Below are 15868 nucleotides of genomic sequence, written 5' to 3' on the forward strand. Positions count from 1 at the left end.
CCCGCAGTCGCATCAGCGCCGCGCAGGCAACTCCGCCTCGATCAGATCTGCCGCCCGACGCGTACCGCCCTCCTCCGCCATCTCCGCCCGGATGCCCCTCAGTCGCCGGGCGACCTCCGGGTCGTCGACGAGGGCGAGGGCCGCCGCCCTCAGCACCTCGGCGTTCGCCTCGTCCGCCGGAACGTGCCGGGCCACCCCGAGCCCCTGGAGCATGTCCGCGTTGCCGAACTGGTCCACGGCCTGCGGTACGGCGATCATCGGCGTGGCCGTGGCCAGCCCCTCCTGGCTGCCGCCGGCCCCGGCGTGGGTGACGAACAGGTCGGCCTGCTCGAGGATCGCGAGCTGCGGCACCCAGGACCGCACCTCGACGTTCCCCGGCACGTCCCCCAGCTCGGCGGGGCCGACGTGCCTGCCGACCTGGAGCACCAGGTGCCAGCCGGCCAGCTCCCCGAACGCCTTGACGCACTCCCGGTAGAAGGCCGGCTGCTTGGTGAAGGACGACCCGAGCGACACGAGTACGACCTTCTCGGCGCCGGCGGGACGCCGCCAGTCGCCCTCGGCGGCGCGATCGCCCTGGCAGGCCCCGACGAAGGAGTACACGCTCTCGTCGACCCGGTCGGCGTGGGGCTGGAGCGCCTTGGGGATCAGGACGATCGAGCGGGCGGGGCGGCCCGCGAAGTCGTCGGGGTGCCGAGTGATCCCGTTCTCCTCCAGCCAGGCGTGGAAGCGGGCGTAGTACGCCTGCCCCCGCTCGGTCTTCTTCGGCTCCTCCCACATCGGCTCGGCCACCTCCTTCTCGTGCCCGTCCCAGGCGACGAGGCACGGCGAGAGGGAGACCGCGGGCACGCCCCAGCGGTGGGCGAGCACGCGGGCCGGGTACGAGGCGATGTCGTGCAGGACGAGGTCGGGGGTGTCGCCCTCGTAGGCCTCGACGAGCTGCGGGAGCGCCTGGATCGCGTCGTTCAGGAACGGCTCCACGTTGTCCAGCAGTGTGGAGCCCCAGGCCTCCGGGTCGTCGTCGGGGCCGGGCAGCGTGCTGTTCCACAGCCTGGGCTCGGCGCCGGTTTCGGCGACCTTCTTCTCGAACAGCGGCGGGATCGCGTACGTGACCCGGTGGCCGCGCGCCACGAGCTCGCGGATCACCTCGAGGCTCGGGTTCACGTGACCGTGGGCGGCGATGGAGAACATGGCGATGTGCGCGGGAGTGGTCATGCCGGAACCATAAGCGAGACGATACGTCTCGTGCAATCCTTTTCCGTTCACGGGACCGGCGCCTCGTACGGCCGCAGCCACCGCTCGGGCGCCACCTCGCCCACCAGCGCCCCGGAGTCCCGTCGCGCCGCCGGGGACGCGCCCTGCGCAGGGAGGCGTGCAGCGAGCCGCCGGCCCCGGAGAAGCCCAGGCTCCGCCGGCCGTCGGCCGCGGCGGCGTCGAGCAGCGGGGTCCGACGGCGTTCGACGCGGACGACACCGGCGTCGCCCCGGGGCACGGGCCGGAAGGAGCCCCGGCCGACCCGGGCGGGCAGCCGCCACTCGGGGCGGGGCCGGGTCGGCTCCGTGAGGCGGGTCCAGCTGCCGTGGTCGCCGGTGCGCCTGCCTGCGTACTCGAGCGGGGTGGGGAGGGTGGTGTCGGTGAGCCGGGGGCGCGCAGACACCGGTCGACGACGGCCGCGGTGCGGGAGAACGGCACCTTCCCGGCGACGGGGAACGGCGTGCGCGGCGGGCGCGCGGCGAGGAAGTCGGCGCCGACGACGCGGACGTGGGCGCGGCGGAGAAACGGCCGCGCGGCGCGGGCGGGCCAGGTCATGACCGTGAAGGCGGTTCGCCCCCGTCGAGGCACCGTGCACACCGCCGCCACCCGTGCGAATGCGACACTGGCCGACGGCCGACCGGATCCCGGTGGTCGGACGCGCATGGACACGGAGGCGGACGGATGGACGAGGCACGGGCACGGGACGTGCTGGCGGCGGCCGGGGTGCTGCCCGGTGCGGCGGCGGACGCACGGCTGCTCGCCCTCGGCGAGAACGCGGTCTTCGCCGCCGGCGGCCTGGCCGTCAAGGTGGGCCGGGACGCCGAGCTGCTGGAGCGGGCCCGCCGGGAGCTGGCCGTCGCGGGGTGGCTGGCGGAGCAGGACGTACCGGCGGTGCGGGCGGCCGAGCCGGAGGTCCTGCTGGTCGAGGGGCACCCGGTGACCGTGTGGCACCGGCTGCCTGAGGCGGTGCGGCCCGCCGAACCCCGGGACCTGGCCGGACTGCTGCGGCTGGTGCACGCACTGCCCGCTCCCCCCTTCCCGCTGCCGCCCCGCGAGCTGCTGGGCGGTGTGGAGCGCTGGCTGCGACTGGCGGGCGACGCCATCGACCCCGCGGACGCGGCGTACCTGCGCGGGCGCCGCGACGGTTTCGCGGCGGCCGCGGCGGTGCTGACGCCCGAGCTGCCACGGGGGCCCGTCCACGGGGACGCGCTGCCCCGCAACGTGCACATCGGGCCGGACGGGCCGGTCCTGGTCGACCTGGAGACCTTCTCGACCGATCTGCGCGAGCACGACCTGGTGGTCATGGTCCTCTCGCACGACCGCTACGGGCTGCCGGACGAGGCGTACGCGTCCTTCACCGCTGCCTACGGCTGGGACGTGCGCGCCTGGGAGGGCTGCTCGGTGCTGCGCGGCGCGCGGGAGACCGCCAGCTGCGCCTGGGTCGCCCAGCACGCCCCGGGCAACCCCAGGGCGCTGGCCGAGTTCCGGCGCCGGGTGGCGTCGCTGCGGGACGGGGACGAGGGCGTGCGCTGGTATCCCTTCTGACCCGGACCGCGCGGCGCGCCGGACCCGCTCGCCCGCCGGCTCCCGCGGCGGCCAGGCGCCGTCGGCCACCGCGGTGCCGTCGCCCTTGCGACGCAGGAAGTCCTGGAGGGCCGCCGCCCACGCGGCGTACCACCCGATCCGACGGCGGTGCGGCCGCACCGGGTCGAGGGCCGCGGCCTCGGGGTGGCGGCCGGCTGTCGCGCAGGCCGGCCGGGCCGCGGCGGGGGCGTCGGCGGTCGCGTCGTGTGCCGAGTCGAGGACGGCGCCGTACTCCGCGCAGACCGCTTCGAGGTCGCGCTTGCCGCGCCGGTAGCGGTCGACGGAACGGTCGATGGTGTACGGGTCGACGACCGGTGCGGGGTCGACGCCGTCCAGGCGGTCGCGCAGGGACGACAGCCGGCCAGCGCGCCTACGGGCCGCCATACGTCGCCACCCCGCCTCCGCCGACCGCGACCTGCGGCGCCGCGTGAACGTCGCCCTGGACTTCCTGGCCTGGATGGACCAACGCGGCCTGGCCCCCGCCGACCTCGCCCAGGAGTACATCGACGGCTGGACCGCCGGGGCCGCCACCCCGCTGCCCGAGCTGCGGACAAAACGGCAGACAGCGTTCAAGCCACCGACTGACCTCGTGAGGTTGTTCTTCGCGCATTCAGGAGGGGGCCGCCATGACCCAGCCATTCCCGCCCATCGAACCGTACGCGCACGGCCTCCTCGAGGTCGGCGACGGCAACCGGATCCACTGGAAGACGAGTGGCAACCCCGACGGAAAGGCGGCCCTGTGCGTGCGCGGCGGCCCCAGCAGCGGTGGGCGCCGCGGCAGTCGCACGCTGTCCGACCCCGAGGTCCACCGGATCTCCTCACGTCGGCGAATCAGCGTCTCCCCGAGGCAGCCGACCGGAGAAATCGCGTCACGCGCATCGCTCGCCGCTGCCTGATGCCGCAGTTCGTCCAGCAGGTCGGCCAAGTCGTGACCGGCGTCGTGACCGAACTCGTGCCGTTCGGCGCCTTCGTCCGTACAGAGGACCGAGAGGACGGCTTCGAAGGCTCGTACACACCACCGAGCTGTCCGAAAAGCCCGTTGCCAACCCCGAGGACGTCATTCAGGTGGGCGCCTCTCTCGCCGTGAGGATCCTCGACGTCGACCCCGCCAGGCGGCGCATCACTCTCTCCCGCCTGCAGGCTCTCGCGCACGGAAGGGCGTGACCCACCTGGGTCATCAGCTGCGCGGGACAACCGGCCAAGCCCGCTCGACGACTGCCGCCGGGTTCGTGGTCCGCCTCAGGTACGCCTGCAAAGAGGCTGACTGCTCGGCCGCCGCTCGTATCTGGAGGTCGTGCAGGTCCGCCAAGGACATCGTCCCGATGGGCTGGTGCTTCTCCCCCAGGCGTCGCACCACACGGGCCGCAGCCACCGCGTCCGCCCTCGCATCGTGTGCGTCGTCGAGCGACACACCGTAGTGCGCGCACAACGCGTGGAGGGCACGCTTGCCCTTCCGGTACTTGTCGATGTGCTTGTCGATCACCAGGGGATCGATGACCGGTGAGGGAAGGGCGCCCAGCCGCTCACTGAGCGACTCCAGCCCGTACCGCCGGCACTCACGGTCCAGCAGTGACAGGTCGTAGCGCGCGTTCATCACGACCAGAGGCGTCCCCGCCTGCAGGACCTCGGCGACGTCCTGTGTGATCTCCTTGATGGCGAACGGGGCCGGGGCCCCCTGCTCGCGGGCGTGCTCCGTCGAGATGCCGTGGATCGCCGCAGCCTCTTCCGGTATCGCCACCCCGGGATCGAGCAGCCAGGTCCGTTCCGTCGAGATGCCTCCGTCCGGCTCCAGGCGTACGACCGCCGCGGTGACGATGCGGTCGGTCTCGATGTCCGTGCCCGTGGTCTCCAGGTCGAAGGCCACCAGAGGCCCAGTGGTCCAGGTCATCACGCGGCCTCCACTCCGGCGCAGGCCGGAACCTGGCACGCCGCCGCCGGATGAGACGTCCCAGACGCGCCTGAGGCGCGTGGACGGGAGGCGGCGTCGTAGGCGACGACCGGGGCGCCCGCCCCCCAGGGGGCGGCGAGGGCGTCGGCGACCTGGGTGGCGGGGCGGCCCTCGGCGGTCGCCCGCTCGTTGCCGACGCCGTGCACGGCCGCCGGGACCGGCACGCCCGGGTCGGCCGGCCGCTCCCGGCGGCCCACCGCCTCCCCCGCCCTGACCTCGATCGCGGTCCCCGTGACGATCCGCGCCTCGTGCGGGTCGGTGCCCGTCGTCCCCAGGCCGAAGCCGATCAGCAGCTCCCGGTGCCAGCCCATGGCTGCCTCCTTCTGTGTGGTGCGTTCCCCCAGTGGTTCCCACCCTCGCACGCACCACTGACAATCAGAGGATCGCGTTCCGCTTGACGGCCTCTCCCCGGGGCGTTCACGACACCGGCCGCGAATCCGTCCACATCAGCTCGAACTCCTCGCGGTAGGTGGGGAACAGCCCGCCTTCCTCGACCTCGCCCGGTTTGACCACTTTGGCACCGTTGCGCAGGACCAGCACCGGCGCCTCCATCCCCCGGATCCGGCGCAGGTGGTTCTGCACGACCGCGACACCGTCCGACCCGTCCCCGTCCACCAGGTAGGCGGTGCAGCGGGGCGTCTCGTCGTAGACCTGGATCTCGAAGGCGCCGGGGTCGCGCAGCCGGGACCGGACCCGGCGCATGTGCAGGATGTTCATCTCGACGCTGCGGCCGAGCTCGCCGCGCTTGAGGCCGAGTTCGCGCTCGCGGCGCTTGACCGCGCTGGAGGCCGGGTTCAGGAACAGCAGCCGCACCCGGCAGCCGGACTCCGCCAGCCGCACCAGACGCCGCCCGGAGAAGTTCTGCACCAGCAGGTTGAGACCGATGCCGAGGGCGTCGAGCCGGCGGGCCCCGCCGAAGATGTCCTCGGCCGGGAACTGGCGCAGCAGCCGCACCCGGTCCGGGTGGACGGCGACCACGTCGGCGTACCGGTCGCCGACCAGGTCCTCGACCGCGTCGACGGGCAGCCGGCGCGCGGACGGCACGTCGCCGCCGGCGCCGAGCATCTCCAGCAGCCGCGCGGAGGCCCGCTCGGCCTGTCCGAGCACCGCCTCGGACAGCGCGCGGTTGCGGGAGACGACGTTCCGGGTGACCTCCAGCTCGTCCAGGGCGAGTTCGACGTCCCGGCGGTCGTCGAAGTACGGCTCGAAGCAGGGCCAGTGCGCCACCATCAGCTCGCGCAGCTGCGGCAGCGTGAGGAAGGACAGGACGTTGTCGTCGGCCGGGTCGAGCAGATAGCCCTTGCGGCGGCTGACCTCGCGCACCGCGACCGCGCGCTGCACCCACTCCTGCCCGGCGGGCCCGGCGGCGGCGACCACCCAGTTGTCGCCGTGCACGGGCTCGTAGACGGGGCGCAGGACTGCGGCCACGACCGCGCGCAACCGCTGCTCGACGAGGTTCAGCCAGATGTAGGCGCGGCCGGCCCGCTGGGCGCGGGTGCGCACCTCGCGCCAGGCGTCGGCGCCCCAGTCCAGCTCCGGCCCGATCGATCCCGCTTCCATCGGCCGTGCCAGGGACACCGCACCGGGCGGGACGCCCGTGGAACCACTCCCCTCGTGACCGTCGTCACCAGGGGGCAGTTCCAGCCCTCCCGCGCCCACCCGCGTACCGCCTTCCGCTCCCCCGAGCACTCCGTCCCGACGATCAAGGAGAGTACTCCGCCAGCGGCGCACGGTGCAGCCCGATGGACAGGGTCGTTTCCCAACTTCCCGCAATCACCGGACCGTTCCGCCCCGAGGGTCCCCGGGAGTGAGCGGATTCATAGCAAGATCGACGGCGGACGGGGGTCATCGGGCCCGGGGCCCTGGGTAGAAGGTGGTTCCCGCCCTTTCGAAGAGACACGGAAACACCCGGAGCCAAGGCGCCCCCACCGGTGCCGTACACCTGAAAGAGTCATATCCATGCAGGTCTGGCCTGGCGAGGCGTATCCGCTCGGTGCCACGTACGACGGCGCCGGAACGAATTTCGCGGTCTTCACGGAAGCCGCGGACCGAGTGGAGCTGTGTCTGCTGCACGACGACGGCTCCGAGACCGCGGTCGAACTGCGCGAGAGCGACGCGTTCGTGCGGCACGCGTACCTGCCCGGGATCATGCCCGGGCAACGGTACGGCTTCCGCGTGCACGGGCCGTACGCCCCCGAACGGGGACTGCGCTGCAATTCGGCGAAGCTGCTGCTCGATCCGTACGCGCGTGCGATCAGCGGCTCGGTCCAGTGGGGCGAGGATGTGTACGGCTACCACTTCGACGCCCCCGACCGGCGCAACGACCTCGACTCGGCGCCGCACACGATGACGTCGGTCGTGGTCAACCCGTACTTCGACTGGGGCGACGACCGGCCCCCCCGTACGGAGTACCACCACACGGTGATCTACGAGGCCCACGTCAAGGGCCTCACCATGCGCCACCCTGGGCTGCCGGAGGAGCTGCGCGGCACCTACGCGGGCCTGGCGCACCCCGCGGTGATCGAGCACCTGACCGAGCTGGGCGTGACGGCGCTGGAGCTGATGCCGGTGCACCAGTTCGTCAACGACCACCGCCTGGTGGACATGGGCCTGAACAACTACTGGGGCTACAACACGATCGGTTTCTTCGCCCCGCACAACGCCTACGCGTCCTGGGGCGACCGGGGCCAGCAGGTGCTGGAGTTCAAGTCGGCGGTGAAGGCGCTGCACGAGGCCGGCATCGAGGTGATCCTCGACGTGGTCTACAACCACACCGCCGAGGGCAACCACCTGGGCCCCACGCTGTCCCTCAAGGGCATCGACAACCCGTCGTACTACCGGCTGAGCGACGACCCGCGGTACTACATGGACACCACGGGCACGGGGAACTCCCTTCTCATGCGGTCCCCGCACGTGCTGCAGATGATCATGGACTCGCTGCGGTACTGGGTCACCGAGATGCACGTCGACGGGTTCCGCTTCGACCTGGCGGCTACCCTCGCGCGGCAGTTCCACGAGGTGGACCGGCTGTCGTCGTTCTTCGACCTGGTCCAGCAGGACCCGGTGGTCTCCCAGGTGAAGCTGATCGCCGAGCCGTGGGACGTGGGCGAGGGCGGCTACCAGGTGGGCAACTTCCCGCCGCTGTGGACCGAGTGGAACGGCAAGTACCGCGACACCGTGCGGGACCTGTGGCGGGGCGAGCCGCGCACGCTCGCGGAGTTCGCCTCCCGGCTGACCGGCTCCTCCGACCTGTACCAGGACGACGGACGGCGCCCGCTGGCCTCGATCAACTTCGTCACCTGTCACGACGGTTTCACGCTGCACGACCTGGTGGCCTACAACGACAAGCACAACGAGGCCAACGGCGAGGACAACCGGGACGGCGAGAGCCACAACCGGTCCTGGAACTGCGGGGCCGAGGGCGGGACCGACGACCCGGACGTGCTGCGGCTGCGGGCCCGGCAGATGCGCAACTTCATCGCCACGCTGATGCTCTCCCAGGGTGTGCCGATGATCAGCCACGGCGACGAGGTGGCCCGCACCCAGCGCGGCAACAACAACGCCTACTGCCAGGACAACGAGCTGGCCTGGCTGGACTGGCCCGCGCCCGGCGGGGAGGAGGGCGAGGAGGACCCGCGCCGGCGGCTGCTGGAGTTCACCCGCGCGATGGTGTGGCTGCGCAAGGACCACCCGGTGTTCCGGCGGCGCCGCTTCTTCCACGGGCGGCCGGTGGAGGGCACCCACGACGACCTCTCCGACATCGCCTGGTTCACCCCCGAGGGCACGGAGATGACCCAACAGGACTGGGACTCCGCGCGGGCGTCGGCGCTGACGGTGTTCCTCAACGGCAACGCGATCTCCGAGCCCGGGCAGCGCGGGGAGCGCATCACGGACGACTCGTTCCTGCTGATGTTCAACGCCTCCCCCGAGCCGCTGGACTTCGTCGTGCCGGTCGACCACGGCCGGCAGTGGCAGGTGGTCGTCGACACCGCCCGCGCGGACGGCGTACCGCCGGGGACCGGTCCGAAGGCGGCGGCCGGCGCCCGCCTGACGCTGACCGACCGCAGCATGACGGTGCTGCGACGGCCGGCGTAGCACGGCACCCGGCACACACCGGAGTCACCCGTCCGGGCGGCGGGTGGACCGGTGGAGGGAGCGAGGGCACGAAAGGCCGCCACGCGGGTACGTAGGTTCCCATGACCCCTGAGCGACCTGACCCGGCGGTGCCCACGGCCACCTACCGGCTGCAGCTGCAGCCCGGCTTCCCGTTCGGGGCGGCGGCGGACGCCGTGCCGTACGTGGCCTCGCTCGGCGTGTCCCACCTGCATCTGTCGCCCGTCCTGGAGGCCGTGCCCGGCTCGCGGCACGGTTACGACGTGGTGGACCACGCGCGCGTGCGCGAGGAACTGGGCGGCGAGGAGGGCCTGCGGGAGCTGGCGCGCACCGCGCGGGAGCGCGGTCTCGGCCTGGTCGTGGACATCGTCCCGAACCACATGGCGATGTCCCCGCGCCACAACCGGGCCCTGTGGGAGGTGCTGCGCGACGGGCCCGCCTCGCGCCACGCGCGGTGGTTCGACATCGACTGGGAGGCGCAGGGCGGCCAGGTGCTGCTGCCGGTGCTCGGAGGGCCGCTCGGCCAGGAGGCCGGCCACCTGAGGACCGACGGCGACGTGCTGCGCTACCACGACCACGTGTTCCCGCTGCGCGAGGGGACGGCCGGGCTGCCGCTGCCGCAGCTGCTGGACGCGCAGTGGTACCGCCCCGTGTGGTGGCGTCTGGCGCGGACCGAGCTGAACTACCGGCGGTTCTTCAGCATCTCCGAGCTGATCGGGGTGCGGGTGGAGGACCCGGAGGTGTTCGAGGCCACCCACGCCAAGATCCTGGAGCTGCTGCGGGAGGGCGTGATCGACGGACTGCGCGTCGACCACCCCGACGGGCTCGCCGACCCCGACGGCTATCTGCGGCGGCTGCACGAGGCCACGGGCGGCCGGTGGACGGTGGTGGAGAAGATCCTCGCCGACGGCGAATCGCTGCCCGCCTCCTGGCCTGTCGCCGGCACCACCGGTTACGACGCCCTGCGGCACGTGGACGGGCTGTTCACGGCCCCGGCGGGGTTCGGGGAGCTGCTCGGCCGGTACCGGCGGTTCGCGGCCCCGCAGCCGGACCGGGGCGGCGACTGGGACGCCACGGTGCGGCGAGCCGCGTACCAGGTGCTCGCGCACGAGCTGGCCACCGAGGTGGACCGGCTGACCCGGGTGGCGGTCCGGCTGTGCGCGACCGCTCCGCAGACCGGGCTGCGCGACCGCGCGCCCTGGGCGCTGCGCACCGCCCTGCGGGAACTGCTGGTGCGGCTGGAGGTGTACCGCCCGTACGACTCCGTGGACGCGTCCGCGGTGGTCACCGAGGAGGCCGCCACCGAGGCCCGGCGCGCCTTCGCCGTCCCCGAGGAGGCCGGGGCGGTGGACGTCGTACGGGACCTGGTGCTCGGACGGTACGGGGACGGCGCGGAGTACGTGGAGTTCCGTACGCGGTTCGCGCAGACCGCGTCGGCGCTGCGGGCCAAGTCCGTGGAGGACACGGCGTTCTACCGCTACGTGCCGCTGCTGTCGGCGACGGAGGTGGGCGGGAACCCCGGCGACCCGGCGGTGTCCCCGGAGCGTTTCCACGCGTACTGCGCGCGCGTGCAGCGCGACTGGCCGTCGACCGGGACGGTCGTCTCGACGCACGACACCAAGCGCAGTGCCGATGTGCGGGCGGCGCTGCAGGTGCTCACCGAGTGCCCGGAGCGCTGGGCGGACGTCCTGGCGGAGGTCACCCGCGCGGACGAGGGTGTGCCGGACGCGCAGCTGGCGTGGGCTGCCTGGCAGACGGTGTTCGGGCTCGGCCCGGCGGAGGAGGAGCGGATGCGGGGGGCGCTGCTGAAGCACGTGCGGGAGGCGGGGCTGCACACGAGCTGGACGGAGCAGGAACCGCCGTACGAGGAGGCGGTGGCGCGGTTCGTGGCGGCGGGGCCGTGCGGGGCGCCGGGCGAGCGGGTGGCGACGCTGCGCGCCTCGCTGGAGGCGCACATCCGGGCGAACGTGCTGGGCACGGCGCTGGTCCACCTGACGATGCCGGGGGTGCCCGACCTCTACCAGGGCACCGAGCACGAGTACCGGGCGCTGGTCGATCCGGACAACCGGCAAACCGTGCGGTTCGCGGACGACGGGAGCGACGGGAGCGGCAAGGGGACGGTGACGAGGGCGGCGCTGCGGCTGCGGGCGCGGCGGCCGGACGTCTTCGGCGACACGGCCGCCTACGAACCGCTGTCCGCCGAGGGGCCCGCGGCGGCGCACTGCCTGGCCTTCGTACGCTCCGGCGAGGTGCTCACCGTCGTGACCCGGCTGTCGCTCCGGCTGGCGGAGGCGGGCGGCTGGCGCGACACCCGGCTGTCCCTGCCGCCGGGACGGTGGGCCGACGCGTTGGGGAGGGGAGGGGAGTTCAGCGGGCACGCGCGCGTGGAGGAACTGCTCGGGCGGTCACCCGTGGCGCTGCTGGAGCGACTCCCGGACTGAGCGCCCTTGACACCGCCTCCCCGCCGTGGGGTACTGCGCCATGCGGATGCGGGTGGTGACGGGGGGGTGGGTCCGCTGCTGGAGCTGCGCTATCCAACGGTGGCCGAACTGGTCCTCGCCGCCCGCGCGCTGGCGGCCGGGGCGCCCGGTCTGTGCGTCCTGCGGCAGGTGGGGGTCTCCCGGGCGGGCCGGCCGTTGCACCTGCTGTCCGTCGGACACGCGCGACAGGCCGTGCTGGTGGTCGCCGACGCCCACGCCAACGAACCGGCCGGCGGGGGCACGCTGCTGGCGCTGGCCCGGCAAACGGTCCGGGAGCGGAGGCTGCGCGACGGCGTCTCGTGGCACTTCCCGCTGTGCGCGGACCCCGACGGGGCGAGCCTCCATGTGACGCCGGCGCCGCGCAGTCTGTACGACTACCACCTGGGGTTCTTCCGTCCCGCGGGGCCGGGGCAGCCGGAGTGGGCGCCGTCGGTGCTGCCGCCCGGCCGGCTGCCGCCCGGGACCCGGCGCTGACCGGGGTCATCGACGAGGTGCGGCCCTGTCTGCAGGTGTCCCTGCACGGTACCGATCTGGGCGGCAGCTGGGTGCAGTTGACCAGGGACGTGCCCGGGCTCGCGGAGCCGTTCGCCAAGTCGGCGGCGCGGTCGCACATTCCGGTGGAGACGGGCGCCTCGGACGCGGCGGGCTGGCCGGCGTCCGGCCCCGGGGTGCACGTGATGCCGGTGCCGGAGGCCGCGCCGGCCTGTCCGAGCCTGACCGACGACGCACGGCACAGCACCTGGTACCACGCCCACCGGTACGGCGGCCTGACGGCGGTGATCGAGGTGCCGATGTGGGCCGGCGACCTGACGGGCGGTCCGGCGCCGCATCCGGACCCGGACGCGGCGCTGTGCCGACTCGCGGACCGGCTGCTGCGGGACGCGGACGAGGTGCGGCGGGCGCTGGAGGAGGCCCGTCCGCGGCACGGGCCCGCGGACGGGCCGCTGCTGCGGGCGGCCGCCTGGGACTGGAGCTGGTACCGGGGCTGGCCGCCGATCTGGTCCGCACGCCGCCCGTGGGCGGTACGCGGGCGTACGTGGGCAGCGTGGACGCGTTCACGCGCCGGGTGCCGCTCAGGGCGGCGGCGATGCTGCGGCGGGCGCTGCGGGGGAGCGACGCGGGGGCGGCGGATCGGCTGGAGGGGCTGGTCGCGCGCCGGAGCGCCGCGTTCGCCGGGCGCTTCGGCGCCGGTGGGTGCCGGTGGACCATCAGGTCGAGCACCGGTCCCGCACGGTGCTGGTGGCTGCCCGCCGGGCCCGCGAGCAGGCTCGGTGACGGGGCGCTCGCGGGCGGGGCGTCCGTGGCGGGGCCCCTGCGTGCGGGGCGTCGGTGCCGGGCGGGGGCGGTGCGCAGCCCGGCGAGGGGGTGCCTCTCCTTCCCTCGTGTGCTCGGGCGGGAAGGCACCTCACCGCCCTGGGGTGCCTCCCCAGTGCTTCGAGGCACTGGGGGAGGCACGGGCGCCCGCGGCCGGGTCGGTCACCGGGTGTCCAGGGCGAAGACCGAACCTGTCCGGGCGGTCAGCATGCAGGTGTTCGAGAAGGTTTCGGTGTAGTCGACGGGACGGCCGCGCCACCTTCCGCTCGCGTGCGCCGTCACCGGAGCGAAGATCATCGGGCAGACGAGGTCCTTCGCCGGGATGTCGGCGATGCGCCCGTCCACCGCGGCCAGCTCCGCGCAGGCCTCGGCGGCGCGCCGGTGGCCCCGGGGCGGGTCGCACCGCAGCATGGTGCCGCCCTCCGCGGTGGACGGCGTCCTCGCGCGGCCGACCGTGAGCATCAGCCAGCTGTCCTCGGCGGAGTGTCCGCCGCCGGCCCGCGCGGGCGCCGCGCACGCGAGCAGGACGAGGGCGGCGGCCAGTCCCGCCCGTACCGCTTTCACTGAGATGTGCGTCATTCCCGATGCATCGGCACGACGGCGCCCGGACCCCACCCGGCTCACCCGAACGGAAGGCTCCACGGGCGGCCGGGGCTCCGGGGTACGTCAGCGCCTCGACGACCGTGCGGGCTTCCCCGGAAGTCAGTGCGCCGCGAGCCGGTAGGTGATCTGCCCGAAGCCGATCTGGTCGCCCTCGCGGACGACGGCCGCGCCGACCACCCGCCGCCCGTTCACCGTGGTGCCGTTGGTGGAGCCGAGGTCCCGCAGCACCCAGAGGCCGCCCTGGTGGCGGAGTTCGGCGTGCACGCGGGAGACCGTCTCGTGGCTGAGCCGCAGTCCGCTGCCGGGGTCGCGGCCTATGCGCAGGGGGTGGCCGGTCACCGGGTGCGGCAGCAGCAGCTTGGGGAGCTTCTCGGCCTGCCAGGCCCGGCGCAGCCGCACGGTGAATCCGGAGACGGCCTCCACGGTGCCCAACACCAGGCGGGAGACGCGGTTTTCCCGCGGGAGGTCGGCGGTGAGCGCGGCGAGCTCGTCGGAACGGCGGGCCACGAGCGCGAGTTCCATGCGCCGGACGAACGTGTCGTGGGACAGGCGTCCCATGGCGACGCCGTCCCGCAGCACGCTCAGCGCCTTGTCGCGCTCCGCGTCGGAGAGCCGCGCGGGATACGTGTGGAACTCGAAGGACGACGTCACGTCGCCGATTGTCGGTCAGTCACGGCCGGGCTGTCCAGGAAGCGGGGAAACGGCCGCCACGCGCGCGTGCCCGGCGACACCTGCCGCGAAAGGGAGGATCCCCCGGCGATTCGATCTCCCATGGAGCACGATGGAGGGGCTACATCACGGTGAGCAGACGAAGGGGACCGTCCGTGCAGTTCGAGGTGTGGGCACCGCAGGCCGGCCGAGTGACGCTCCAGTGCGACGGCGTCAGGCACGCGTTGGAGCGCGATCCGGAGCGGGAGGGGTGGTGGCGGGGGGAGGCCGGGGCGCACGACGGGTCCCGGTACGGCTTCGCGCTGGACGACGGGCCCGTCCTGCCCGACCCGCGCTCGCGCCGGCAGCCGGACGGGCCGGACGGACTGAGCGCCGTCGTCGACCACGACCGGTTCGCCTGGCGCACGGAGTGGACGGGACGCCCGCTGCCCGGTGCGGTGCTGTACGAGCTGCACGTGGGCACGTACACGCGTGAGGGCACCTTCGACGCCGCCGCCGAGCGGCTCGGCCACCTCGCGGAGCTGGGCGTGACGCACGTCGAGCTGATGCCGGTGTGCCCGTTCCCGGGCCGGCACGGATGGGGGTACGAGGGGGTCTCGCTGTGGGCGGTGCACGAGCCGTACGGCGGACCCGAGGGACTGAAACGGTTCGTCGACCGGGCGCACGCGCTCGGCCTCGGCGTCGTGCTGGACGTCGTGCACAACCACCTGGGACCGTCCGGGAACCATCTGCCGTCGTTCGGGCCGTACTTCACGGACACCCATCACACCCCGTGGGGGGCGGCGGTCAATCTGGACGCGCCCGGCTCCGACGAGGTGCGCGCGTTCCTCGTGGACAGCGCGCTGGCGTGGTTGCGGGACTACCGGTTCGACGGGCTGCGGCTGGACGCGGTGCACGCGCTGGTGGACACGCGCGCGTGCCACTTCCTGGAGGAGCTGTCCGGGGCCGTGGACGCCCTCGCCGCCGGCACCGGCCGCCCCCTGTTCCTGATCGCCGAGTCGGATCTGAACGATCCCAGGGTCGTCCGGCCCCGCGCGCAGGGCGGCTTCGGGCTGCACGCGCAGTGGAACGACGACTTCCACCACGCCCTGCACACCGCGCTGACGGGTGAGGCGCAGGGCTACTACGCCGACTTCGCGCGCGCCCCGTTCGCGGCCCTCGCCAAGACGCTCACCGGCGGGTTCTTCCACGACGGGACGTACTCCAGCTTCCGGGGCCGGCGCCACGGCCGCCCCCTGGACCGCGACCGGGTGGCCGGGCACCGGCTCCTCGGCTACAGCCAGACCCACGACCAGGTCGGCAACCGCGCCCGGGGGGACCGTCTGGCCGCCCTGGTCTCCCCCGGACTGCTGGCCTGCGCGGCGGCCCTCACGCTGACCGCTCCCTTCACTCCCATGCTGTTCATGGGCGAGGAGTGGGCGGCGGGCACGCCCTGGCAGTTCTTCACCGACCACACCGACCCGGAGCTCGCCAAGGCGGTGAGCGCGGGCAGACGGCGGGAGTTCGCGGCGCACGGCTGGGCCGAGCAGGACGTGCCCGACCCGCAGGACCCCGCCACCCGCGACCGCTCCTGCCTCGACTGGTCGGAACCGGAACGCGAGCCCCACGCGCGCGTGCTGTCCTGGTACCGGCTCCTTCTCGCCCTGCGCCACGAGCACCCGGACCTCACCGACCCCGACCTCGGCGACACCAAGGTGGTCCACGACGAGGGGCGCCGCTGGCTGGCCTTCCGGCGGGGGGACGTCCGGGTCGCGGTGAACCTCGGCGCCGAGCGGGCGGCGATCCCCCTGGGCGTCCCCGGCGCACGCGTCCTGGCGGCGTGGGAGCCGGTGCAGTCCCCGGGCCCGGACGGGGTGCTGCACCTGCCCGCGGAGTCGGCTGTGGTGCTGCTGCAGGAGTGACCGCC

At 73.9% G+C, this 15868-nt stretch carries 11 protein-coding genes and 3 pseudogenes; 7 read left to right on the top strand and 7 right to left on the bottom strand.

The window, feature by feature from the left end:
• Positions 1-12 precede the first annotated feature (12 nt).
• A complete protein-coding gene (locus KYY02_RS10830; protein WP_371237577.1) occupies positions 13-1263 on the bottom strand; it encodes a glycosyltransferase in 1251 nt (416 codons plus the stop codon).
• Positions 1260-1911, bottom strand: a pseudogene (locus KYY02_RS10835) (rRNA adenine N-6-methyltransferase family protein); the annotation flags it as partial. The gene KYY02_RS10830 and the pseudogene KYY02_RS10835, both read right to left, overlap by 4 nt.
• 21 nt (positions 1912-1932) lie before the next feature.
• Here KYY02_RS10835 and KYY02_RS10840 point away from each other — a divergent pair.
• The 3 genes from KYY02_RS10840 (at position 1933) to KYY02_RS10850 (ending at position 3999) form a co-directional block, all read left to right on the top strand.
• Positions 1933-2796 (top strand): phosphotransferase, encoded by an 864-nt coding sequence (locus KYY02_RS10840; RefSeq protein ID WP_371237578.1) that lies wholly within the window; start codon positions 1933-1935, stop codon positions 2794-2796.
• Between the two features lie 665 nt (positions 2797-3461).
• A complete protein-coding gene (locus KYY02_RS10845) occupies positions 3462-3731 on the top strand; it encodes a hypothetical protein (RefSeq protein ID WP_371237729.1) in 270 nt (89 codons plus the stop codon).
• A gap of 163 nt (positions 3732-3894) precedes the next feature.
• Positions 3895-3999, top strand: coding sequence for a hypothetical protein (locus tag KYY02_RS10850; protein WP_371237723.1), 105 nt, complete (start codon positions 3895-3897; stop codon positions 3997-3999).
• Positions 4000-4012: 13 nt separating this feature from the next.
• On the opposite strand, the gene KYY02_RS10855 is transcribed toward KYY02_RS10850, so the two are convergent.
• From KYY02_RS10855 to KYY02_RS10865, 3 genes and pseudogenes are all read right to left on the bottom strand, one after another.
• Positions 4013-4723: a 3'-5' exonuclease gene (locus tag KYY02_RS10855; protein ID WP_371237580.1), complete on the bottom strand. Its 711-nt coding sequence runs from the start codon at positions 4721-4723 to the stop codon at positions 4013-4015.
• Between the two features lie 89 nt (positions 4724-4812).
• Positions 4813-5094, bottom strand: a pseudogene (locus KYY02_RS10860) (3'-5' exonuclease family protein); the annotation flags it as partial.
• Positions 5095-5200: 106 nt separating this feature from the next.
• Positions 5201-6442, bottom strand: a complete 1242-nt coding sequence (locus tag KYY02_RS10865) for a DUF5919 domain-containing protein (protein WP_371237581.1) — start codon at positions 6440-6442, stop codon at positions 5201-5203.
• A 300-nt stretch (positions 6443-6742) separates the two neighbouring features.
• Here KYY02_RS10865 and glgX point away from each other — a divergent pair, with 300 nt between their 5' ends.
• The 3 genes and pseudogenes from glgX to KYY02_RS10880 all read left to right on the top strand — a co-directional run bounded on the left by glgX (position 6743) and on the right by KYY02_RS10880 (position 12651).
• A complete protein-coding gene (glgX, locus tag KYY02_RS10870) occupies positions 6743-8878 on the top strand; it encodes a glycogen debranching protein GlgX (protein WP_371237582.1) in 2136 nt (711 codons plus the stop codon).
• A gap of 101 nt (positions 8879-8979) precedes the next feature.
• The gene (treY, locus tag KYY02_RS10875) at positions 8980-11337 is read left to right on the top strand and encodes a malto-oligosyltrehalose synthase (RefSeq protein WP_371237583.1); all 2358 of its coding nucleotides are present in this window, start codon (positions 8980-8982) and stop codon (positions 11335-11337) included.
• A 66-nt stretch (positions 11338-11403) separates the two neighbouring features.
• A pseudogene (locus KYY02_RS10880) lies at positions 11404-12651 on the top strand (M14 family zinc carboxypeptidase).
• A 201-nt stretch (positions 12652-12852) separates the two neighbouring features.
• Here the strand turns inward: KYY02_RS10880 and KYY02_RS10885 are convergent.
• Positions 12853-13269, bottom strand: a complete 417-nt coding sequence (locus KYY02_RS10885; protein ID WP_371237584.1) for an SSI family serine proteinase inhibitor — start codon at positions 13267-13269, stop codon at positions 12853-12855.
• Positions 13270-13392: 123 nt separating this feature from the next.
• A complete protein-coding gene (locus KYY02_RS10890; RefSeq protein ID WP_371237586.1) occupies positions 13393-13944 on the bottom strand; it encodes an FHA domain-containing protein in 552 nt (183 codons plus the stop codon).
• 173 nt (positions 13945-14117) lie between these two features.
• Here KYY02_RS10890 and treZ point away from each other — a divergent pair, with 173 nt between their 5' ends.
• Positions 14118-15863 (top strand): malto-oligosyltrehalose trehalohydrolase, encoded by a 1746-nt coding sequence (gene treZ, locus KYY02_RS10895; protein WP_371237588.1) that lies wholly within the window; start codon positions 14118-14120, stop codon positions 15861-15863.
• The last annotated feature ends 5 nt before the right edge of the window (positions 15864-15868 follow it).

The sequence above is a fragment of the Streptomyces pimonensis genome (genome assembly GCF_041380215.1).
Classification (GTDB): domain Bacteria; phylum Actinomycetota; class Actinomycetes; order Streptomycetales; family Streptomycetaceae; genus Streptomyces; species Streptomyces pimonensis.